Below are 21292 nucleotides of genomic sequence, written 5' to 3'. Positions count from 1 at the left end.
CCCCCATGAAAAAAGCCATCATCGCTCTCGCCGTCACCTGCTCCCTCAACGCCGGGGCCATCGGCCTCGTCGTCATTGTGGAGTTCCGTGCCAAGGCCGAACTCGAATCTCAGGTCACCGCCTACCTTGATGACTGCGGCGTCGAGCCCACCTCGATCGAGGTCCGCGGTCGGCCCTACCTCATGTACGCCGCACAGGACCGGGCCGACCTCACCTATGTCGACACGACTCCGGCGACCGGCACGAACAAGGACCAGCTCCTCGTTCACCGCCTTGTCGACGGTGATGCCGACCGCCTCACTCGCTTCATCACGTTCGACTACCCCTCCGAGGCCATTTCGATCAAGGAGTCCGACGGTTCGTTCTCGGACTCGGCGACGATCGGCGGTACGGCGGTGACGTTCCCTGCCGAGACCGATGCCGCCGCTGTGCGGATGTTCGCCGATGGCCGCGAGGCCGGGGAAGTCAGCCTGCCGCAGTCAGCCTCGGTCAGGAACGTGTCCGCCACCGATTGCGGAGACGGCGTCGAAGTCGAGTACGCCCCGAGCAGCTGCCGCTGAGTCTGTGCCGTACAGACTAAACTGGGAGCCAATGAGACGACTCATCGCATGGCTGTGGTTGATCCCGGTGCCCCTGGCATTCGGGATCGATCTGCTCACCAGCACGGGGTGGCCGCTGATCACAGGTGCCGTGCTCCCAGTGGCGGCGGTCCTGCCCATCCTCATCCGCATCCAACTGGGCCGGACGTCTGCACGCATGCTGGGAATCGCCGTCCTTGGGGTGTTCGTCGCCCTGGGCCTTGTGGCCATTGCCGCATCGATGAGCCTGACGGTGCTGTGGCTGAGCCTCGTCACCTTGGCGATGCTCGGTCGCTTCGGATCGGGACCAGGCCCAATCGCGCTCATCGCGGTCCTCGCCGTCGCGAACATCATCGTCCCCAGTCTGCTGCCCGATGGCTTGATCTTCGGCCTCGCCTTCACCACTGTCATCATCGTCGCGATCTCGATCGGCCTGATGCTGCGTTTCACCGACCGGTCGTTTGTCGAACGAAAGGCCACCGCCGCCGAGGCGGAGCGCCGTCGCATCGCCACCGAACTCCACGATGTCATCGCCCACGAGGTGACCGGGATCGTCGTTCTTGCCCAGGCCGCCGGGCGCAGCGACAATGCGCAGCTGACCTCCACGGCACTGCAGAAGATCGAGGCCTCCGGTACCCGTGCCCTCGAGGAGATCCGACGGCTCGTCTCCGAAACGCGCACCGAGGCCGCATCGCGGACTCCGATCGCCGAGGGGCCGCAGGCGCTGCGCGACCGCGTCGAGGCCTACGGGCAACGAGCACAGATCTCGATCGATACCGGTGAGATCGACGACGAGGCTGTATGGCCGGTACTCGACCGTGTGCTCGTCGAATCCCTGACCAATGTGCGCCGACATGCCGGCCCCGACGCACCGGTGACCGTGAGTCTCACGATGAGCGAGGAGCGGCCGACGACACTGCTGATGACCGTGGCCAACGGTCCGGGCTCCGGCGGAATCGGTGCCGGCAGCGGTACGGGGCTGAGCAGTCTGCGCACCCGGGTCAGCCACCTCGGCGGGTCGATCGATGCCGGAGTCCACGAGGGCGGATGGATGGTCCGCACCCGGCTCCCGCTGACGATGAAGAGAGACGATGGATATTACAGTCGCCGTGGTCGATGACCAGGAGATGGTGCGGATGGGGTTCTCTCTCATCCTCGACGCCGAGGAGACGATCAGCGTGATCGGGCAGGCCGCCGACGGTGCCGAGGCGATCGACCTGGCTCGGCGGGAGGCGCCCGATGTCGTCCTCCTCGACATTCGCATGCCGCGACTCGACGGGCTCGCGGCCCTGCCGAAGATCAGTCCGCACTCGAAGGTCATCATGGTCACCACGTTCGACGATGATGACTACGTCGATGCCGCACTGGACGGAGGCGCCAGCGGATTCCTGCTCAAGGACGCCGGAGCCGACCTCCTCATCGTCGGTGTCAGGGCCGCGGCGAACGGAGACGCTCTCATCTCTCCTTCGCTCACCCTCGACCTGCTCAAACGGCGCCGCTCGACTCCGACCCGACAGACCCATGCCGTCGAGAGACTGAGCGGGCGCGAGATCGAGGTGGCGAAGCTCGTCGCCGACGGGAGGACCAATCAGGAGATCTGCCAGGAACTCTATATCTCGCTCGGCACCGTCAAGACCCACCTCGGCAGCATCCAGAATCGCCTCGAGGCGCGCAACCGGGTCGAGATCGCCGCACGGATGTGGGAATCGGGAGTGATGAATCGGCCGAATGGCTGACCCCTGAGGCTGACTTTCGGCCCCATGGCCGATGCCACAGACACCGCCGAACACCGACGATGGATGTTATGAACACACAACTGACACAATCAGCCCGCCCGGCAACCCGCCGCCGAATCGTCGCCCTCGACGTCATCCGCGGCTTCGCCCTCTGCGGAATCCTCCTGGTCAACCTGCCGCCCATGCTCCAATTGGGCGCCGTCGACGCCCACGGTGACCCGCTGGCCTTCTACAGGTTCTACGAGGACTTCGTGCAGAACCGCTTCTTCCCGATCTTCTCCTTCCTCTTCGGAATCGGGTTCGGGCTGATGTGGCTGACCGCCTCCAAGCGCAGCCCGCGGCCTCGGCTGGCGCTGCTCCGCCGTTTCCTCTTCCTGGCAGTCATCGGACTCCTCCATCAGTTCCTGCAGCCGGGGGAGGCCCTGCTGCCCTACGCCCTCGCCGGAATCGTCGTCCTCCTGCCTTCGACGTGGATTCCCGTCCGACTGCTCGCACCGATCGCCTCGGTCATCGGAAGCGTCCTGCTGATAGTCGGCATCCTCACCGGGGGAGGCCTCGCACTGATCCCCGGGCTCTTCCTCCTCGGCTTCGCAATCAGCTGGAGCGGATTTCTCCACTCGGTCCTCCGCCACCCCGGCCGTCTGGCTCTCGTGGGGGCCGGTGCAGTGGTCATCTCGGTCATTGGGTTCGCGGTCACGGACTACGTGACCCGTCAGGTGAACCAGTGGATCAATGCAGGCCTGGGGATCGCCATGGCACTGACCTATATCGTCGTCGTCCTGATGCTTCTGCGGACCCCCGCCGAGGCGGTGCTGCGCCGAGCGCTCTCCCCGCTGGGGCGGATGGCACTGAGCAACTATGTCGGAGCCACAATCCTCATCATCGCCGTCCGCACGTTCCTGCCCGACCTCAGCCGCTTCGACTCTCAGGGAGGCTATGCCGCAGGCCTGGTCGTCTGCTTGGGAATCCTCGTTCTGCAGGTCGTGGTCTCAAGCCTGTGGCTGCGTCGCTTCGGCCAAGGCCCGCTGGAGAAGCTGTGGCGGAACGTCACGTGGGGGTCTGAGCGCATTTCCCGCCAGCCTCAGGAGTTCACGCGAATGACTTCCTCCTGATATGGCGCAATGACCGCGCCCGAGATCCGCAGATCGAGGACCAGGAACTTCCGTTCGGCGACCGGTGTCGCCTTCCACTCGTTGACCACCTCGAGGTCGGCCAGCGAACGAACGGCAACACCGAACCCTCCGGCAGCGCTGCCCAGGGCCGCGAAGTCGATCTCATCGATGAGCATCGGAGTCTTATCCAGACCCTTGAGACCGTAGAGGTTCACCTCGGCACCGTAGGCCGCATCGTTGAAAACTACCGCCATGCCCCGCCCACCGGCTGAACGGATGGCCGTGTCGAGATCGGACAGTGCCATTGCTCCGCCACCGTCACCCGTGGTGAGAACGATCGTCGCATCCTGGTTGGCTCGTGCCGCACCTGCAACGCTGTGCCAGCCGAGGCCGATCGACTGGAACGCGGTGCCGACCATCGCCAGACGATCGGGTGCGCTGGGCTCCCAGAACATGTTCGCCCACGCGATGAAGTGCCCGCCGTCGGAGACTACGACTCGGTCCTCTGGCATCAGTTCACCGAGTCGCGCAGCGGCAGCGCGAGGGTCAAGGCGACCGTCCTCAGCGAATTCTGTGCCCATTTCATAGGCCCGGTCAGCGGCTGTATCCACGCTCTCGCGCCAGCCACTCGACTCCGCACCAGAGGACTCCAGACGAGAGACCAGTTCGCCGGCCGCAAGGCGAACGTCTGAGCGGATGAAACCGCCGACCCGGGCATGCGTCGCCCGATCGTCGGTGTCGACCTGCCAGACTTCAGTCGATGGGTGGAACAGCTCACCGAAGCGCATTGTGAACTGGTTGAGCGAACCTCCGAAGACGACAGCTACATCGGCTTCACGGATTCGCTCCATGGCTTCAGGGGCGCCAAATCCTCCGGCCACGCCGAGGTCGTGGTCGGCATCTGGGAAGATGTTGCGGCCCAGAGCAGTAGTCGCCGTCAATGCCCCGGTGGCCTTAGCCAACGCGCCGAGTTCGACCTCGGCCCCTGCCAACCACGCACCTCGACCGGCTAACAGGAGTGGTCGTTTCGCCTCGGCGAGGGCTGTCGTCAGACGATCGAGCGAGGTCCGTGAGAACTCGGATGTCGGCGCCAAGGGAGCAGGGCGCCCGGGTCCCGGAACCGAGGGGATCTCGCCGATGTCGAGGGTTGCAACATCGTAGGGGATTGCGAGGACAACGGGCACTCGGTAGGTCAGCGCGTGCTCGATGGCGGTGACCGCCGCCGCCGCGGCATCGACGCGACCCACGGTGTAGGTGCGCACGCCCACGGCCGAAGCCATGGCGATCTGGTCGACATCCCAGGGGCGGGGGCCGGAGGTGGGCTCATCACCGACGACGAGGACGAGTGGAACCTTGGCCTGCGCAGCTTCGGCCAGCGCGGTGAGTGTGTTCGTGAACCCGGCACCGTACGTGGTGGTCGCGGCGGCGATCCGTCCCGAGGTGCGGAAGTGTGCATCTGCGGCGACGACGGCACCGGCTTCGTGCCGCACAGCGGTGTAGGTCGCCGAGGTGGAGGTGAGCAGGGCATCGAGGAAGTAGGCGTTGCCGTTGCCCATAAGTCCGAAGACCTCATCGATGTGGCGGGCCAGAGTGTGTGCGACGTGCGCGGAAGTGTGCGCCATGAGAGACCTTTCGAGTATGAGATAGAGATATGGAAAAAGGGGATCCATATATGTCTCACACGCGGTCTCCGCGGCTTCGCGCTCCTTTTTCGAGCGCCGGCTGTTCGGCAGCAACCGGATTCGACGTTGGTACCGGCCTGACATCATCGAATATAGATGACATTAGGCCAGCCAGCCAAGTTGCGCTGGGCCACAAGGCAGTGGCTGCGTCGAAAACTGGGACGAGCGTCAAAGAACGCACGCGTGCATGAGTGTTTCGATGCAGCGTGCGTTCTTTGATGGCGGGCCGCGCTGCGGACCAGCATGTGGGTGACTGATGGCCGGCGGTTGGCAGGGCGAAGGCCCTAGCGGTTCAGGCGTTCCTTCCATGCAGCCATGACCTCCGGTGGTGTCGGCTTCGATGCCAGGGAACCGATGACGTAGCCGAGAAGTGACGCGATGAGACCCAGGTAGATGGCCTCGCTTGAGTAGATGCCCATCGTGATCATGATGACGATCGTGGTGATCGCACCCAAGATCATGCCGGCCATGACTCCGACGATGGTGCCGCGCTTGAAGATCAGGCCGCCGAGGATGGGAATGAACAGGCCCGCCACCAGCAGGTTGTAGGCAACCGTCAAGGCCTCGACGACGCTGGGCATGATCATGGCGAGGATGAGGGTGACGAGGCCGAGGCCGATGAGGTAGATGCGCGAATCGCGGATCTCGTCGCCGGTCTCGCGCACCAGGGACTTCACCAGTGTCGACTTCGCGCCACCCGCGGCGGCACTGTCGCCCGCACCCGAACCGCCGGTCACCGGTGTGACATCCTTACGAGCCAGCACCGGCTCGACAATGTCTTGGCGGCAGACAGTTGCAGCCGCCATGAGCGAGCCCGAGGCCGTGGACATCATGGCCGCCAGTGCCGCGGCGAGGACGAGTCCGCCCATCAGAGGTGACATTGCGGCATCGACGACGGCGACGAAGACATCATCTTGGACTTCGATGCCGGGCACGATCTTGGTCGCGGCCATTCCGATGAGTGCACCGGCCACCGCGTAGAAGAGGCAGTAGACGCCGGCGGAGAGCCCGCCCCACCTGGCCACCCCCGGGCTGCGTGCGGTGAACACGCGCTGCCAGATATCCTGGCCGATGAGCAGTCCCAGCGTGTAGATGAGGATGTAGCCCAGGATCGCCTCCCAGCCGATGCCCACCGGACTGGTCTGTTCGGCTGGCAGTGATGCGAACAATTCTGTGATGCCGCCGGACTTGCTCAGCACGATCGGCAGCATGATGAGGAAGATGCCGATGGTCTGGATGAAGAACTGCACGAAGTCGGTCAGCGTGATCGACCACATGCCGCCGAGCATCGAATAGAGGATGACGATGCCACCGCCGATGAGCACCGACCAGAACTTATTGAGGTCGAAGAGTGCGTGGAAGATCGTGGCATAGGCGACCGTCGACGTCGTCGAGATCATCAGTCCGTAGGCGGTCATGATCGCGCCCGAAACCAGGCGGGAGCCCTTCCCGTAACGCAGCTCCAGCATCTGCGAGACCGTGTAGATCTCCAGTTTCTGAATCCGTGGAGCGAACAGCAGCGAGAGCAGGATGATGCCTAGGCCGATGCTGAAGACGAGCCACATGCCCGACAGCCCCGAGGTGTAGCCCAGACCGACGCCGCCGATCGTTGAGGCGCCGCCGAGGACGACTGCGGACATCGTGCCCGTGTACAGCCATCCACCCAGACGCCGGCCGGCGACGAGGAAATCGTCCTGGTTCTTCGCCTTGTACCGGCCCCAGATTCCGAATCCCACCATGGCAGCGAGGTAGATGATGACGACTAGAGAGTCCACGTCGACCCTTTCTTGATTGATTGCGCGAGCAATCGGTTCAGTGGGTGCTTCAGCACCCGGCAGTGATGTGAATGGTGGTGGGCACGGTTCGTGCGAGCGCCTCGGCGACGGCAGCCGGAAGCTGTTCGTCGATATCGGCCTCAGCGATCGTGATTCCGGCCCCGCCCATGGACTGGCCCAGGGCCGCGAAGTCGGGACGGGCGAGCTTGACCGCGAACGGCTCCATGCTCCGGTCGACCATCTGAGCCTCGATTTCGGCGTATCCGCCGTTGTCGACGATGACGAAGGGAATCCCCAACCCCAGTTCGCTGGCTGTCATCAGCTCCTGGATCGAGAACATGGCCGCCCCGTCTCCGAGGATGCAGGTCACAGGGCGAGCATTGTCGGCCAGTTTCGCTCCGATGGCTGCGGGGATCCCGTAGCCCAAGGTCGCGAAGCCGGGCATGTAGAGCAGTTGATCGGGTGTGCTCGCATTGAGCGCATGCACCGATCCGTCGTACGTCACCTGGGACGAGTCCCCGGCGACCACCACGTTTGAACCTGCACCTTGTTCGACGAGGCGCGTGACGCGAGCACCGATGGATTCGAAGTCGAAGTCCGAACCCCAAGAGCCGCGGATGTCAGCGACACGTTTGGCTCCGCTGCGCGTTGCACCCTGTTCCCTCGCCGAGGTGGTGCTGCCGTTGGGATCGTCCGATCCCGCCGAGGTGGCTGTGGCCATATCCTGCTTCAGCTCGGTCCTCAGCGCGGTGAGGAATTCCCCCACGTCTGCGCAGGCGAGGATGTCCCCACCTAGGTTCTTGCCCAACTGATCAGGATCGATGTCGCAGCGGATGACGATCTGCTCGGAGTTCTCATCACGGATCCCGGCCGAGGTCTGGGCTCCGATGAGTCCGCCCCACAGGTCGGAGTCGGCGAGTTCAGAACCGAGGACGATGAGCACATCGGCGGCCGCGGACTCTGCCTGGACGCTGGGGAAGCGGACGTTGGAGCCCAAGGACAGAGGATGGTCCTCGGAGACGATGCCCTTACCGTTGGCGGTCGTGGCCACGGGCGCATCGAGAAGCTCAGCAAAGGCCCTGACCTCCGCACTTGCTCTGCGCGCCCCGCCGCCGGCGACGATGAACGGACGAGCTGCACTGCCGACCGCCTCGGCGGCACGGGAGATGACATGAGCATCAAGACCCGGACGACGACCCGGGATCTGAGTCGGCACGCTGCCGTTCCAGACACCTTCGAGCACGTCGAGGGGAACCTCGATGTGGACGGGTCCCGGGCGAGAAGAGGAGAACATGGCGAACGCCTCGGCGACGGCCTGGGCGGCACCTTCGGCCGTGCGGGTGCGCTGGGAGGAGACCAGCAGGCGGTTCAGTGCCCCGGACGAGTCCTTCGTCTCATGCAGCATTCCGACGTCGGCGCGCTCCATTCCGGTGGGAACACCGGGGGAGAGGATGAGCATCGGGCGGGACTCCGCATAGGCGGTCGCCGCAGCCGTGATGACATTCGTCAGGCCCGGGCCCGAGGTGGTGATGACGACCCCGGGTTTGCCGGAGACGAGGAAATACCCGTCGGCACCGTAGCCGGCGCCCTGTTCGTGGCGGGGCGTGATGGCACGGATGCCGAATCCGTTCAGGTGCCGGTAGAACTCAAGGTTGTGAGTGCCGGGGATCCCGAAGATCGTGTCGACCCCGTGGGCGGCCAGGGTCGCGACGATGGCCCGACCGCCGTTGCGGAATTCCTCGCCAGCGATGTCTTTGTTGTCATCTGCCATCATCAGACTCCGAGGGCTTCGCCGCTGGGACCCGTGGGGCCGGTGAGACCATTGGCCTCGGCAGCCCACAGGGAGAGCATTTCGTAGCCGACGTGGGCCGCAGCGAGCCCGGTGATTTCGGCATGGTCGTAGGCAGGTGCCACTTCGACGATCTCGGCACCGACGACATTGAGCCCTTGCAGCCCGCGAATCGAGTTGAGCAATTCACGGCTCGTCATGCCCCCGGCCTCAGGGGTTCCGGTGCCCGGCGCAGCAGCAGGGTCGAGGACATCGATGTCGACGGACAGGTAGACAGGTGCATCGCCGAGGCGTTTGCGGATCCGGGCCACGACTTCCTGGACAGATGTGAACTGATAGTCGTCGCTGCGGATGATCTGGAAGCCGAGCACCGCATCGTCCTCCAGGTCCTTTTTGCCGTAGAGAGGTCCGCGGATGCCCACATGCATGCAGGATTCGAGGTCGAGCAGGCCTTCTTCGCTGGCGCGGCGGAACGGAGTCCCGTGCGTGTAGGGAGCACCGAAGTAGGTGTCCCACGTGTCGAGGTGTGCGTCGAAGTGCAGGACCGCGATCTTGCCGTGTGTCTTGTGCAGGGAACGCAGGTTCGGCAGGGCCAGGGTGTGGTCGCCGCCAAGGGTGAGCAGCTTCGCTCCATCGGCGCGCATCTCATCGGAGGTGCGTTCGACTTCGGTGATGGCCTCTTCGATGTCGAAGGGATTGACACCCAAGTCACCGCAGTCGGCAACCTGTTGCCAGGTGAATGGGTGGACGTTCGTGGCCTGGTTGTAGGGGCGCAGCAGCTTCGAGGACTGACGGATGTGAGCGGGACCGAAACGGGCACCCGGACGGTAGCTGACACCGGCATCGAAGGGGACGCCGAGGATCTTGACATCGATCTTCTCGCCCGGCCGCTGCGCTTCGACCTCGTCGATGCGCGGCAGCAGACCGAAGGTCGGTGGTCCCGCGAAGCGTGGTGTCTGGCTGTAATCGGCTGGCCCTAGGGGTTGAGTCGACATTGGCTCTCCTTCGAAATCGTGACTGCGCTCTGTAGTGACTGACTGCGCTCTGTAGTGACTGACTGCAATCGGCAGTGCATGGTTATTCTCAGTGGTTTGTGATTGCCATCAGCCTAGGACGTGGCTCACACAACACCGATATCCATCATGGATGAATTGGTGAATCGAGTATCCACCGCGGATAGTATGGATTTCATGGTCACTTTGGGTCAGCTCTGGGCACGTCAAGAACTCGCGCTCGACGTCGTCGTCGATTCGCCGAGCGCCCGATCAGATGACGTCACGATCGTGCACTCCTCGGAGCTGCCCGCGGTCGACGAATGGTTGGCCGGGGGAGAGGTCCTGCTCACGATCGGTGTCGGCCAAGACCTCGGCGGTGACGGCGTGGGCGACTATGTCACTCGTCTCAAACGTGTGGGCGTCCATGCACTTGGCATCGGTCTTGGCTCCGCCTTGCCGTGGCAGGAGATCCCACCGGTGCTGATCGAGCACGCCAGGGCTCAGGGTCTTCCACTCTTCGGGGTCCCAGAGCCTGTCCCCTTCGTCGCCGTCGTCGATGCCTTCACCCGGATGCGTGAGGAGGAGACGACTCGAGAGCTCACGCGGGCCAGCAACGCCGGACGTCGATTCGCCACCGACCTCGCTCACCAAGGCCCTGCCGCGCTCGTCGCTGATCTGGCCAGCACTCTGGGCACGGACGTTCGATTCGTCTCACCCACAGGAAGGGGGCTGACCGGAACCGATGCAGAGAATCTGGTGCGTCATGAGCTGATTGCGGAGTCTCTCAAACCCTCCATGGCACCACGTCTTCTGCGCACCGAGGCGGGAATCGTCGAGGCCGTTCCGGTCGGAGACGAGCAGGTGCGGGGGTGGATCCTTGCCCCCGCCGAGGTGGCCGGCAATTCCCGTACCCGCACCCTGTTGCTCTCCACTGCAGCTGCATTGCTGAGTCTGAGCATCACTGAGGTGTCGCCTCGGCGATCGGAGTCTCAGCTATTCACCACTCCCTTGGCGGCTGGAGAGGCCCGCGCCGAGTGGGTTGAGCAGACTGGTCTGGCTCCGGTCGCGCGTGTGAAGCTCAGCGTCTTCGGCAACGTGCGCGGTGAGGTTCCAGAGACGCTGATGGGGGACCTGGGTGCCGGGACGCTTCTGGTTCGTGCTGGTGCGATGCTCGGCGTCATCGAAGCCAGCACTCGGAACGCGGATCTCAGCCATTTGGATGCTGGCGAACCCGCCGCCGAATTTGAGAGTGCAGTCGATGAGGTGGGTGCAGCCGGTCAAAGGAGTGCGGTCGATGAGGTTCGCACAGTCCAGGACGTCAACGCGGTCGATGAGACTAGCGCGGTCGACCGGGTTGCGGACGTCACCGGACTGGATCGGCTGTTTGCGAAGATGATCCCGTTGACAAAAGTCCACCACACATGGACCGTGTGGCGGACGCAGCACGAAAGCGCGAACTCGGATGTGCGTGCTCTGCTGTCGTCGATCGATGGGTCAGCGGCGCAGAGGTTCGTCGACCGAGTCCTGGGCACGCTCCTGGCTTCGCGCGACGAGCAGGACCTGCTGCTGACGCTGCGTTCCTTCATCGCTGCTGGGGGAGTGCGAGATGCGGTCGCGGCCGAGCTCGGCATCCACCGGCACACGGTGCGTGCACGAATGGCGAAGATCGAGACACTGTTGGGCCGCGACCTCACACGGGCAGAATCGGTCCAGGCCGTGGCCCTGGCCCTTGAGCTCGCAGAACTCTGAGAAGCATAAGCTACCCCGGCCCATTTTTCGGGGACCAGGGCAAACCAGCACAGCCGATTCAGCTCGCCTCACTCAGCTGACCAGCCAACTCAAGGTGCTCAGCCGACCCAAGCTACTCAGCTGAAATGCTCGGCGTAGAAAGCGGAGGCGACTGCGAGCACCCGGTCGAGTCCTTCCCGTTCCCCAATGCTGATTCGCACCCCATCGCCGAGGTTGCGCACCGCAACAGCCTGCTCCACGCAGGCATCTTCAAAGGTTGAGGACAGCGGCCCCAGCGGCAGCCACACAAAATTGCCCTGCGCCTCAGGAACGTCCCAGCCCTGCTCGCGCAGCGCGTGTGCGAAGTCGTCGCGAACAGCCGCGATCTCCTTAGCACGAACGTCGACCTCATCGCTGTGACGCAGCGACTCCAGTGCAGCAGCCTGACTCATGTCGGTGACTCCGAAGGGAATGACCGCTTTCAGCAGCCCTTGGATCACAGCTTTATGAGCGAGGCCGTATCCGACCCGCAATCCAGCCAGCGCGTGAGCCTTGGAGAACGTCCTGACCAGGACGACATTGGGGAAATCGGCCACAAGGTCAACGCCGTTGACGACTCCCTCGGCGGTAGCGAACTCCCAATAGGCCTCGTCGAGGGCGACGAGCACATGCTCGGGCACCTGGGTGAGGAACTGACGGACCTCGTCGTCGCGAAGAGCCGGTCCCGTCGGATTGTTCGGGGAGCAGAGAATGATGAGGCTGGTCCGATCGGTGATCGCCGCTGCCATGGCGTCGAGGTCGTGTCGACCGTCGGTGCGCACCGGCACTTCGATCCGTTTCGATCCGGCCAGCCCGGTGGTCTGGGGATACATTTCAAATGACGGCCAGGGATAGATCGCTTCTGTGGTGGAGTCAGAAGTGATCTGGGTCAGTGCCACGAGTAGTTCGCTGGCGCCGGTGGTCACAACGAGTTCATCGATGCTGACTCCGAGACGGTCGGCCAGTTCCGTGCGCAGACGCAGTGCGCCATCATCGGGGTACAGAGCAGGGTTTTGCGCGTGAGTGACCATGGCGTCGGTGACCGCTGGCAGCGGCTGAAGGTAGTTCTCGTTCGAGGAGAGCTTGAACGGGACGAGTCCGTCGATTCGCTTGGGAGCCTTCCCCGGAACATACGGCGGGAATGTCTCCAGCGAGGCCCGCAGTCGCGGGGTCGAAGTGCTGCCAGCTGAGTTGTCCGGAGAGTTCATGGCCTCATGATTTCACAGTTGCCTCACCACGGCTTGTCCGGGGCAGAGCGACCGCCCTGTCCACCCGGGCCCTGCTGTTGCTGGTCGCGCTCCGAGCTTTCGCCGCGCTTCTTCAGCTCCTCGCGCTTCTTCTCCTTCTCAGATTTCCCTTCAGAGTCATCTGATTTCTCATCGTCTTCGCCGGAGTCCTGCTTCTCGTCCTTCTTCGAGTCATCTCCGGAGTCGCCGTTCTGCTGATCCTCGTCCTCGGAGCTATCGGTGTCGTCGCTGTCGGAGCCTTCCTGCTTCGACTTCTCTCCCGCTTTCTTGTCCTCGACGCGCTTCTTGGCTTCGTCGCTCTTGTGCTTCTCTTCGCTCTTCTTGGGCTGGCACTCCTTGGGAGCGTCTTTCAGAGTCTTCAGGGATTGGTCGTAGAGTTCGTCCGACTGATCAGGATCCTGATCTGCGACTTCGTCGGCGCGTTTCTCATACACGTAGGACAGGTTGATTCGCACGGCGCACTCGTCACGAAGGGGAGCGATCTCGAGGGCGGATTCGAGGTCGGTCTCAGCCACTTCGAAGTCGCCGACTGCCGCTTCCGCAGTACCGCGATTGTAGTAGCCGATATGGCGTTGAATCGGGCTGAGTGTGAGGAACGCGGTAGAGGCCTTCTTCGCTCCGGGGAAATCGTTGGACACGTACCGGACCTGCGAGGCTGCCCCGAAGTAGAGGGTCACAGCCACATAGCCGAAGACGAGCAGAAGGGCGGACCCGATGATGAGGTTGATGCGAGAAAGGCGGCGCATCGTCGACCAGGTGCGAGTGATCCGGTTCATGGACGGCCTCCTTTCCGTGTGAGAGCAATGGTCCGCAGCCGAAGGAGTTCGCGGACTCCGAAGACCATTTCGACCGCGATCCAGGCGAACACGAGGATCAGGGGGACCCAGAAGTATTCGTCGACGGTGACCCGTCCGTCCTTCTTGACCAGTGTCTGATCGTACTTCGGTGCTGTGTACACACTCGACATCGAAGCTTCGCCATCACGGTGGTGGTATTTCTCCCCGAGGTCGGTTGCGAGCTGTTTGAGGTTGGCCTCGTCGATCTTTGAGATCCCGGGATTGCTCTGGCCATCGCGAATGTACTCATCGTTCGTTCCCGCGGACCCGTCACCATCTCCGGCCCCGCCGGGATCATTCGGATCGCCGAGTCCGGGTTCATCGCCGGGGCTCGACCCGTATCCGAAAGGTTGGGGCTCCTTCATCTTCCCGCCCTGAGAAGTGCCATATCCGAACACTGCACCGCTGTCGATGCGGGAGGCGAATGACGACCACGAATCGACGGAGGTTTGAGCGGTCTGCTCACCGTCACCGAAGTAGAAGACGAGGTTCTTGTTCTCGGGACGATCCTCGTCGTTGGATTTCATTCGTTTATCCAGTTCAGCACCCGCTTCGGTGATGGAGGACCCATTCGAATTCAAGGACAACTCTGGGCTGAGCACGTCCACAGCGGAGGCGAACGCCGCATGATCCGTGGTCAGAGGCATGACCGTCGAGGCGGTCGAAGCGAAAGTGATGATGCTCAGTCTGGTGCCGGGGAACTGCTTGGCCAGCTCGAGCATGTCCTTCTTCACACCTTCGAGGCGGGTCTTGTCACCGTCATAGTCCTCGGCAGCCATGGACGTCGTCGTATCGACGAGGAAATAGACATCGGCGGCCGCCTCGTATTCCTCGGTCGAGGATTTGATGGGAATGCCCGGTCGGGCCAGGGCGAGTGCGAGCACGGCGACGATGCCAATGCGTGCGAACCATTTCCAGCGGGGACCATCACCGCGCACAGTCGGAATGATGCACACGGTCAGCAGGGCGAGGACGAGGAACCCCCAGCCGAACCAGGTGAAGACGGGATCAAAGATCATGATTTCGTCCTCCACGCCAGAACGAAGACACCGGCGAGGCCGAAGACCGCGATCCCGAGGGGGACAGCCGGCATGTCATGGACGATGGTGTAGGAACGGCCCGGAGTGTTCTCAGCCTCCTGGCTCTGGATCTCGGCGACGATGCGATCGATCGTTGAGGCCGACCCCATGTCGAACTGTTTGCCTCGGGTGCGATCGGAGACCGATTTCAGTTCCTTGGTCTGCGTTTTCGCCAGCACCGATGGGGGAGAGAGGCTGTAGACCCGAACCTTGGACTCCACTGCAACGTCGGTCGCCTCGTCGAGCTCGAACAACGGGTCACCGGCGAGCATGTTGTCGGTGGCGAAGATGATCGAACGAGAACGCTTCTCATCTTGTCGGTCGAAGTTGTCTATGCAGGAGACGAGTCCGTCTCCGATGAGGGAGGAGCCGCCGATGTTGGGCGGTGAGGTCGACCATGAGTAGTCGGTGCCTTCCGAGCCCCATGTGCGGAACCCTTCTTCGGCTTCCTTGAGATAGTTCTGGACCATGTCGTAGTCATCGGTGAGCGGGAACGCGGAAACCGCGGTTGCGTTGAAAACGGTCATGCCGATGCGTTCACCGTCGAACCGGTCGACGAGCTCCTGGTAGGCCTCAAGGAGGTCGGCGTCGTATCCGAGCATCGAGCCGGACACGTCGAGGCAGAGCATGACGTCACGCAGTTTCTTCTCCGGATTGACTGTTTCGACCCATGCAGGTCGGGAGATTCCGGCGAGAGTGGAGAGTCCGGTGAGGGCGATGACTGCGAGGAATGCGACCGTCGTGAGCAGACGGGTCCGCATGGCTTTGCGGAAGCTGGGCAGGCTCGTCATGCGTGCGCTGTGAGCCACGGCCAGTGATGACGCGGTGGCCTTGGGTCTGCGAAAGAAGAAGACTGTGGCCCCAGCAAGCACAAGGAGGACGAGGGCCAGCCACCAGAACATCAGGACCATCGAGCCACCAACTTTCTGGCATCGGCGATCTGGGGGCCCAGATCATGGGCGTCGTTCTCAGCGAATTCTGCTTCGTAAAGACCTGACAAGGACTCGGCGAGGTCGTCGAGTCCGGCCACTGCCGCATCTCGGTAGGTGAGGTGTTCGGCTTTGACTCCCCATGCGTCACGAGCGAACTCACGCACGATCTTCGCCAATTCCCGAGCCGAGTCTCGGACATCGGCGTCGCCTGCACCCAATTTCGACTCGACTGTCGCGATCCGGGACATGTAGGTGCTGCGGACAGGAATGGGAATCCGCGGCTGGGACTTCTCTCCCGATCCGGCCGCCACACGCAGCAGCGGGGCAAACAGATTCAAGACGGCGGCGAGAAGAACGAATGCGGCGGCAACATACCACCAGACCGAGATCTCCAGCGGCCCGACGAGCTCAGCGGGGCCCACGGCGGTGCCTCAGCAGAAGAGTGTGGAGGCTTCCCAGCGCATGGTCCGGGTGGGCGATTTCGGTGTGGGAGATTCCGAGTTTCGAGAGCAGATCGATCCGATGCTGCTTGCGGTTCGCTTCGGCGGCCATGAATTCGGCGCGCACGTGTGGGTTGGCCATCACAGAGGTGGGCAGACCGACGTCTGGTCGGGAGACGTCGAACGGGGCCGAGGCGGCCGGAAGCTGTGCCAGGTCCGCGTCGGTGATCGTGATCCACAGGATTTCGTGCTGTACCCGCAGCCGTTTGATCGTGGCCTCTTCCTTCGCGCCGAGCGGCGCCTGGTCGGAGATGACGACAACGAGCATCCGGTGGTTGACGTGAGTGGCGATCCACTGCAGCTGCTTATCGATCGAACCCTCGCCGTCTGCACCTGCTTCGGCAAGGATCTGCTGGAGCAGGTTCTCCAGATGGGCCTCGCTGCCCTTTCGCGGGGAGGCCGTGGTGCGCTTTGCGCTGCCGTGGATGAGCATCACGTCATCGCCATGGCGGACGGCGAGATAGCCGGTCATTCCGGCCATGAGGATCGCGAGCTGGCGTTTGTCGACCCCGGCTGAGGTTACTGCGTCGAAGTTCCGAGAGGAGTCGACGACGAGGGCAAGAATATGTCTGCGATGGGCGACGTAGCGTTTGACCAGGGGGTTCGAATGTCGAGCCGTGGCCTTCCAGTCGATGTCGCGAATCTCGTCGCCGGGGATGTAGTCGCGCAGATCATCGAAGTCGAGGCTGTGGCCGTGGAAGACAGAAGAATAGTCCCCATCGAGGAGCCGCCGGGTCCGGCGGTGCGCGTGGATGGTCAGCCGCGCTTTGATCCGATTGAGCAGAGCAGTCATCGATGCACCCGATCAGGGAGTGGGGACAGCCATGAGGAGGGCATCGACGATTTGGGCGCTCGTGATGTTCTCCGCTGCGGCTTCGAAGTTGAGTTGGATGCGGTGATCGAGAATGCGGTGAGCCAGATCCTTGATGTCTTCGGGGATGACGTAGTTGCGACCCCGGATCATCGCCAGGGACCGTCCCGCGTTGGTGAAGGCGATCGAGGCGCGGGGGCTGGCACCATATTCGATGAACGGGGCGAGTCGGCCCAGATACTTGGCGGTGTTCCTGGTCGCATGGACGAGCTCGACAAGGTACCGGGTGATCGAAGGGTCGACATAGATGGTGCGTGCATAGTTCTGGAGCGTCTCGACGTCCTCGAGGTTGCAGGAGGGCTTCGGAACGGAGTCGCGGTCGAAGACGCCCGAATCGAGGCGGGCCAGGATCTCCATCTCCTCATTGGGGCTCGGATGGGTGAGGAGGTCCTTGATCATGAACCGATCGAGCTGCGCTTCGGGAAGCTGATAGGTGCCTTCCTGCTCGATCGGGTTCTGAGTGGCCAGGACCAGGAAGGGGCGGGGAAGTTCGAACCGTTGGCCGCCGATCGTCGTCTGCTTCTCCTGCATTGCTTCAAGCATGGCACTCTGCGTCTTCGCAGACGACCGGTTGATCTCATCGAGGAGGACGATGTTGGCGTGGACGGGGCCCAGGACTGTATTGAACGAGCCTTCGTGGGCGTTGTAGATCTGAGAACCGATGATGTCGGCGGGAAGCAGGTCGGGTGTGCACTGGATGCGGGAGAACTCACCGTCCACAGCATTGGCCAGCGCTGCCGCCGCGGTCGTCTTGGCCAGGCCGGGAACACTCTCCAGGAGAAGATGACCGCCGGAGAGGAGGCCGATGAGCAGGCTTTCGCGCAGGCGCTGCTGACCGACGACGAAATGATCCAGATAGGATTCCAGACCGCCGAGGATCGATTGAGCGTGTGCGATCTCTTGGGTGTTGGCGGGTGCCGTTGCCGTCATGGTGGGGCCTCTCGAATCTCAACTGGCTGACAAGACAAGCATATGGGCTGAGTCTGACACGGGACTGGACTCTGTCGTGTCAGTACCGACACATACCCTTAGGAGACCGGCTTGCAGGAGTGGGTGACGGCGTGGAATAGGGGCGCAGAAGGAGGCGGAATCGACAGTGCAGACGGACCCCGGGCATGTGGAAGCAGAAGCGAATGTGACACGCCGAAAAAACACCCACAGGTGAAAAATTTATCTGTGGACAGGTGTGGAAAACGGGGTCGGGGGAGGTGCCCGGAAGTGGCTTTTCGACCGCTCTGCCCAGTGTCCTCGCAGGTGATCGAACTACATCGGTGTCACTCATGACTTGTGGATGACTGTGGACGGTTTGAACACAGGGTGTGGACGGTCGAAACAACACTGGTGTAACACTGGATATAGGGGTAGAGTCGAACCCGAACACAACATCTAGTGGTCATGCCCGGGCCTGCTTGACGTGATATTCGTCATTGTCAAGGTCAAGGATCCGGCGTGGACATACCGTGAAATCTAAGCCGAAGTGCAGAAATGAGGAGTCGCGATGATCACCGTGTACACCAAGCCAGCTTGCGTCCAGTGCAACGCCACGTACCGTGCGCTTGATGCCAAAGGGCTGAAGTACAAATCGGTCGATCTCAGTGTCGATGAGAACGCCTTGGATGTCGTCAAGGCCATGGGCTACATGCAGGCTCCCGTCGTTGTCACCGACAACGACCACTGGTCAGGTTTCCGCCCGGACAAGATCGCCACTCTGGCCGGCGAGCAGACCTCGGTTTCCGTCGTGGCCTGACATGCTCCTGGTCTACTACTCGAGCAGCTCTGAGTACACCGACCGCTTCGTCAGTAAGCTGAGGCACCCCTCGCGCCGGCTTCCCCTCCTGACGAAAGAAGAGACGCTGACGATCGACGAACCGTTCGTCCTCGTGACTCCCACCTACGGTGCCGGTGCCAACAGAGGTGCCGTTCCCAAGCAAGTGATCAAGTTCCTCAATATCGAATCGAATCGACGCCATCTCGTCGGCGTCGTCGGCGCTGGAAATACGAGTTTCGGCGAAGAATACTGTCGCGCGGCACACAAGGTGGCCGCAAAATGCAATGTACCCGTGCTGTACCGTGTCGAACTCCTCGGAACCCCAGAGGAAGTCGAAGCAGTGAATTTAGGATTGGACAAACTGTGCGCGAGCTCGCTGAAGACCGCAATGTAGAAGACATCATCCGCGAAGAGACGGATCTTGACTACCATGCGCTCAACGCCATGCTGAACCTGTACGACCAGGATGGTCGTATCCAGTTCGAGCGTGACAAACAGGCTGCCAGGCAGTACTTCTTGCAGCATGTCAACAACAACACCGTCTTCTTCCATGACCTCAAGGAGAAGCTCGACTACCTCGTCGAGAAGGAATACTACGAACCCGAAGTCCTCGATCAGTACTCCTTCAACTTCGTCGAAGAGCTCTCGAAGCGCGCCTACTCGGCTAAGTTCCGGTTCCAGACCTTCCTCGGTGCTTTCAAGTTCTACACCTCTTACACGCTGAAGACCTTTGACGGAAAGCGCTACCTCGAACGCTTCGAGGATCGCGTCGTCATGGTCGCACTGTTCTTGGCTCGCGGCGACGAGAAGCTGGCCACCCAGCTCGTCGACGAGATCATCGCCGGCCGTTTCCAGCCGGCCACGCCGACCTTCCTCAACGCAGGCAAGAAGCAGCGCGGTGAACTCGTCTCCTGCTTCCTGCTGCGCATCGAAGACAACATGGAGTCGATCGGCCGCTCCATCAACTCCGCACTGCAGCTGTCCAAGCGCGGCGGCGGTGTGGCCTTCGCTCTGACGAACATCCGCGAGTCCGGTGCACCGATCAAGAAGATCGAGAACCAGTCCTCAGGTGTCATCCCAGTCATGAAGCTGCTCGAAGACTCTTTCTCCTATGCCAACCAGTTGGGCGCGCGCCAGGGCGCCGGTGCCGTGTACCTCCACGCTCACCACCCCGATATCTACAAGTTCCTCGATACCAAGCGCGAGAACGCCGACGAGAAGATCCGGATCAAGACCCTGTCACTGGGCGTCGTCATCCCGGACATCACCTTCGAGTTGGCCAAGCGCAATGAGGACATGTACCTCTTCAGCCCCTACGACGTCGAACGCGTCTACGGCATGCCCTTCTCTGACGTCAACGTGACAGAGAAGTACGAAGAGATGGTCGACAACGCCGCCATCAAGAAGAGCAAGATCAGCGCACGTGAGTTCTTCCAGACCTTGGCGGAGATCCAGTTCGAGTCCGGCTACCCGTACGTCATGTTCGAAGACACGGTCAACCGTGCCAACCCGATCGACGGCAAGATCATCATGTCGAACCTGTGCTCCGAGATCCTTCAGGTCTCCGAGCCCAGCCAGTACGACTCCGATCTCGGCTATGATGTCATCGGCAAGGACATCTCCTGCAACCTCGGTTCTCTCAACATCGCGCTCACAATGGATTCCGATAGCTTCGGGCAGACCATTGAGACCGCGATTCGCGGACTGACTGCTGTCGCGGAAACCTCTGACATCCAGTCGGTTCCTTCGATCGCTCGCGGCAACGACATGTCTCACGCCATCGGACTCGGGCAGATGAACCTCCACGGCTACCTCGCTCGTGAGCATATCTACTATGGCTCCGATGAGGGCCTCGACTTCACGAACATGTACTTCTACACCGTCGCCTACCACTGTGTGCGGGCGTCGATGGAGATCGCGAAGGAACGCAAGTCCGCCTTCGCCGGCTTCGAGCGGTCGAAGTATGCAAGCGGTGAGTACTTCGATAAGTACACCGACGAAGTGTGGGAACCACGCACTTCGCGTGTGGCCGAGATGTTCACCGAGGCGGGCGTGCACATCCCCACTCAGGACGATTGGCGTGAGCTCAAGGCTGCAGTTGCTGAGCACGGCATCTACAACCAGAACCTGCAGGCTGTTCCGCCCACAGGGTCGATCTCCTACATCAACAACTCGACGTCATCGATCCACCCCGTGGCTTCGAAGGTCGAGATCCGCAAGGAGGGCAAGATCGGGCGCGTTTACTACCCGGCTCCCTTCATGGATAACGACAACCTGAAGTACTACCAGGATGCTTACGAGATCGGCTATGAGAAGATCATCGACACCTACGCCGAGGCCACGAAGCACGTGGACCAGGGACTGTCGCTGACCTTGTTCTTCATGGACACGGCCACAACTCGTGACATCAACAAGGCGCAGATCTACGCATGGCGCAAGGGCATCAAGACCATCTACTACATCCGGCTGCGCCAGCTCGCGCTGGAAGGTACCGAGGTCGATGGCTGCGTTTCCTGCATGCTGTGACCGATGAGTTCAGCGGGCCGGTGACAACCGGCCCGCTGAACTCATGACCCCGAGCCTGCGCACACAACAGGCTCCGGGTACTCAACATTCTTAGTCTGC

At 62.3% G+C, this 21292-nt stretch carries 19 protein-coding genes; 8 read left to right on the top strand and 11 right to left on the bottom strand.

What is annotated here, in order from left to right; translation table 11 throughout:
* The first annotated feature begins 5 nt into the window (after positions 1-5).
* The 4 genes from BSP239C_RS20740 to BSP239C_RS11675 all read left to right on the top strand — a co-directional run bounded on the left by BSP239C_RS20740 (position 6) and on the right by BSP239C_RS11675 (position 3426).
* On the top strand, positions 6-560 hold the full coding sequence (locus BSP239C_RS20740) for a hypothetical protein (RefSeq protein WP_180958994.1): 555 nt from the start codon (positions 6-8) through the stop codon (positions 558-560).
* Positions 561-591: 31 nt separating this feature from the next.
* Positions 592-1698: a sensor histidine kinase gene (locus BSP239C_RS11685; RefSeq protein WP_180958993.1), complete on the top strand. Its 1107-nt coding sequence runs from the start codon at positions 592-594 to the stop codon at positions 1696-1698.
* Positions 1670-2314, top strand: a complete 645-nt coding sequence (locus BSP239C_RS11680) for a response regulator transcription factor (protein WP_101573030.1) — start codon at positions 1670-1672, stop codon at positions 2312-2314. The genes BSP239C_RS11685 and BSP239C_RS11680 overlap by 29 nt, the downstream gene beginning before the upstream one ends.
* A gap of 68 nt (positions 2315-2382) precedes the next feature.
* The gene (locus tag BSP239C_RS11675; protein WP_101573028.1) at positions 2383-3426 is read left to right on the top strand and encodes a DUF418 domain-containing protein; all 1044 of its coding nucleotides are present in this window, start codon (positions 2383-2385) and stop codon (positions 3424-3426) included.
* On the opposite strand, the gene BSP239C_RS11670 is transcribed toward BSP239C_RS11675, so the two are convergent.
* The 4 genes from BSP239C_RS11670 to speB all read right to left on the bottom strand — a co-directional run bounded on the left by BSP239C_RS11670 (position 3396) and on the right by speB (position 9667).
* On the bottom strand, positions 3396-5048 hold the full coding sequence (locus tag BSP239C_RS11670) for a thiamine pyrophosphate-binding protein (protein WP_101573026.1): 1653 nt from the start codon (positions 5046-5048) through the stop codon (positions 3396-3398). The two genes, BSP239C_RS11675 and BSP239C_RS11670, sit on opposite strands and share 31 nt — an antisense overlap.
* A 344-nt stretch (positions 5049-5392) precedes the next feature.
* A complete protein-coding gene (locus BSP239C_RS11665) occupies positions 5393-6883 on the bottom strand; it encodes a sodium:solute symporter (protein WP_101573024.1) in 1491 nt (496 codons plus the stop codon).
* A 49-nt stretch (positions 6884-6932) separates the two neighbouring features.
* Positions 6933-8654 carry a thiamine pyrophosphate-binding protein gene (locus tag BSP239C_RS11660; RefSeq protein ID WP_257930181.1) on the bottom strand — a complete coding sequence of 574 codons (1722 nt, stop codon included), beginning with the start codon at positions 8652-8654 and terminating at the stop codon, positions 6933-6935.
* Between the two features lie 2 nt (positions 8655-8656).
* Positions 8657-9667, bottom strand: a complete 1011-nt coding sequence (gene speB, locus BSP239C_RS11655; RefSeq protein WP_101573020.1) for an agmatinase — start codon at positions 9665-9667, stop codon at positions 8657-8659.
* Positions 9668-9862: 195 nt separating this feature from the next.
* Here speB and BSP239C_RS11650 point away from each other — a divergent pair, with 195 nt between their 5' ends.
* Positions 9863-11416, top strand: coding sequence for a PucR family transcriptional regulator (locus BSP239C_RS11650; RefSeq protein WP_101573123.1), 1554 nt, complete (start codon positions 9863-9865; stop codon positions 11414-11416).
* Positions 11417-11532: 116 nt separating this feature from the next.
* Here BSP239C_RS11650 and BSP239C_RS11645 read toward each other — a convergent pair whose 3' ends face one another.
* Genes BSP239C_RS11645 through BSP239C_RS11615 form a run of 7 tightly spaced genes read right to left on the bottom strand, consistent with a single transcriptional unit; the run spans position 11533 to position 17829 of the window.
* Positions 11533-12642, bottom strand: a complete 1110-nt coding sequence (locus BSP239C_RS11645) for a histidinol-phosphate transaminase (protein ID WP_101573018.1) — start codon at positions 12640-12642, stop codon at positions 11533-11535.
* A gap of 23 nt (positions 12643-12665) precedes the next feature.
* A complete protein-coding gene (locus BSP239C_RS11640) occupies positions 12666-13457 on the bottom strand; it encodes a tetratricopeptide repeat protein (protein WP_101573016.1) in 792 nt (263 codons plus the stop codon).
* Entirely contained in the window at positions 13454-14536 is a 1083-nt protein-coding gene (locus BSP239C_RS11635; RefSeq protein ID WP_101573014.1) for a VWA domain-containing protein, read from the bottom strand. The genes BSP239C_RS11640 and BSP239C_RS11635 overlap by 4 nt, the downstream gene beginning before the upstream one ends.
* Positions 14533-15507, bottom strand: a complete 975-nt coding sequence (locus BSP239C_RS11630) for a VWA domain-containing protein (RefSeq protein WP_101573012.1) — start codon at positions 15505-15507, stop codon at positions 14533-14535. The genes BSP239C_RS11635 and BSP239C_RS11630 overlap by 4 nt, the downstream gene beginning before the upstream one ends.
* A complete protein-coding gene (locus BSP239C_RS11625) occupies positions 15498-15950 on the bottom strand; it encodes a hypothetical protein (RefSeq protein ID WP_101573010.1) in 453 nt (150 codons plus the stop codon). Before BSP239C_RS11625 ends, BSP239C_RS11630 begins: the two co-directional genes overlap by 10 nt.
* Positions 15937-16821: a DUF58 domain-containing protein gene (locus BSP239C_RS11620; protein WP_101573008.1), complete on the bottom strand. Its 885-nt coding sequence runs from the start codon at positions 16819-16821 to the stop codon at positions 15937-15939. The genes BSP239C_RS11625 and BSP239C_RS11620 overlap by 14 nt, the downstream gene beginning before the upstream one ends.
* A gap of 12 nt (positions 16822-16833) precedes the next feature.
* Positions 16834-17829 carry a MoxR family ATPase gene (locus tag BSP239C_RS11615; protein ID WP_101573005.1) on the bottom strand — a complete coding sequence of 332 codons (996 nt, stop codon included), beginning with the start codon at positions 17827-17829 and terminating at the stop codon, positions 16834-16836.
* A 568-nt stretch (positions 17830-18397) separates the two neighbouring features.
* Here BSP239C_RS11615 and nrdH point away from each other — a divergent pair.
* Genes nrdH through nrdE form a run of 3 tightly spaced genes read left to right on the top strand, consistent with a single transcriptional unit; the run spans position 18398 to position 21193 of the window.
* Positions 18398-18646, top strand: coding sequence for a glutaredoxin-like protein NrdH (nrdH, locus tag BSP239C_RS11610; protein WP_092106910.1), 249 nt, complete (start codon positions 18398-18400; stop codon positions 18644-18646).
* 1 nt (position 18647) lies between these two features.
* Entirely contained in the window at positions 18648-19061 is a 414-nt protein-coding gene (gene nrdI, locus BSP239C_RS11605) for a class Ib ribonucleoside-diphosphate reductase assembly flavoprotein NrdI (protein WP_101573003.1), read from the top strand.
* Between the two features lie 5 nt (positions 19062-19066).
* A complete protein-coding gene (gene nrdE / locus BSP239C_RS11600) occupies positions 19067-21193 on the top strand; it encodes a class 1b ribonucleoside-diphosphate reductase subunit alpha (protein WP_257930185.1) in 2127 nt (708 codons plus the stop codon).
* Positions 21194-21292 lie beyond the last annotated feature (99 nt).

The organism is Brevibacterium sp. 239c (assembly GCF_900169365.1).
Lineage (GTDB): Bacteria > Actinomycetota > Actinomycetes > Actinomycetales > Brevibacteriaceae > Brevibacterium.
The sequence above is the reverse complement of the archived record's forward strand: the minus strand, read 5'-3'. Positions and strand labels throughout refer to the sequence as shown.

What these genes read in the sequence shown, in the direction of transcription:
- BSP239C_RS20740 (WP_180958994.1), top strand. Translation starts at nt 6, where the DNA reads ATGAAAAAAGCCATCATCGCTCTCGCCGTCACCTGCTCCCTCAACGCC.
- BSP239C_RS11685 (WP_180958993.1), top strand. Translation starts at nt 592, where the DNA reads ATGAGACGACTCATCGCATGGCTGTGGTTGATCCCGGTGCCCCTGGCA.
- BSP239C_RS11680 (WP_101573030.1), top strand. Translation starts at nt 1,670, where the DNA reads ATGGATATTACAGTCGCCGTGGTCGATGACCAGGAGATGGTGCGGATG.
- BSP239C_RS11675 (WP_101573028.1), top strand. Translation starts at nt 2,383, where the DNA reads ATGAACACACAACTGACACAATCAGCCCGCCCGGCAACCCGCCGCCGA.
- BSP239C_RS11670 (WP_101573026.1), bottom strand. Translation starts at nt 5,048, where the DNA reads ATGGCGCACACTTCCGCGCACGTCGCACACACTCTGGCCCGCCACATC.
- BSP239C_RS11660 (WP_257930181.1), bottom strand. Translation starts at nt 8,654, where the DNA reads ATGGCAGATGACAACAAAGACATCGCTGGCGAGGAATTCCGCAACGGC.
- speB (WP_101573020.1), bottom strand. Translation starts at nt 9,667, where the DNA reads ATGTCGACTCAACCCCTAGGGCCAGCCGATTACAGCCAGACACCACGC.
- BSP239C_RS11650 (WP_101573123.1), top strand. Translation starts at nt 9,863, where the DNA reads ATGGTCACTTTGGGTCAGCTCTGGGCACGTCAAGAACTCGCGCTCGAC.
- BSP239C_RS11645 (WP_101573018.1), bottom strand. Translation starts at nt 12,642, where the DNA reads ATGAACTCTCCGGACAACTCAGCTGGCAGCACTTCGACCCCGCGACTG.
- BSP239C_RS11640 (WP_101573016.1), bottom strand. Translation starts at nt 13,457, where the DNA reads ATGAACCGGATCACTCGCACCTGGTCGACGATGCGCCGCCTTTCTCGC.
- BSP239C_RS11635 (WP_101573014.1), bottom strand. Translation starts at nt 14,536, where the DNA reads ATGATCTTTGATCCCGTCTTCACCTGGTTCGGCTGGGGGTTCCTCGTC.
- BSP239C_RS11630 (WP_101573012.1), bottom strand. Translation starts at nt 15,507, where the DNA reads ATGGTCCTGATGTTCTGGTGGCTGGCCCTCGTCCTCCTTGTGCTTGCT.
- BSP239C_RS11620 (WP_101573008.1), bottom strand. Translation starts at nt 16,821, where the DNA reads ATGACTGCTCTGCTCAATCGGATCAAAGCGCGGCTGACCATCCACGCG.
- BSP239C_RS11615 (WP_101573005.1), bottom strand. Translation starts at nt 17,829, where the DNA reads ATGACGGCAACGGCACCCGCCAACACCCAAGAGATCGCACACGCTCAA.
- nrdH (WP_092106910.1), top strand. Translation starts at nt 18,398, where the DNA reads ATGATCACCGTGTACACCAAGCCAGCTTGCGTCCAGTGCAACGCCACG.
- nrdI (WP_101573003.1), top strand. Translation starts at nt 18,648, where the DNA reads ATGCTCCTGGTCTACTACTCGAGCAGCTCTGAGTACACCGACCGCTTC.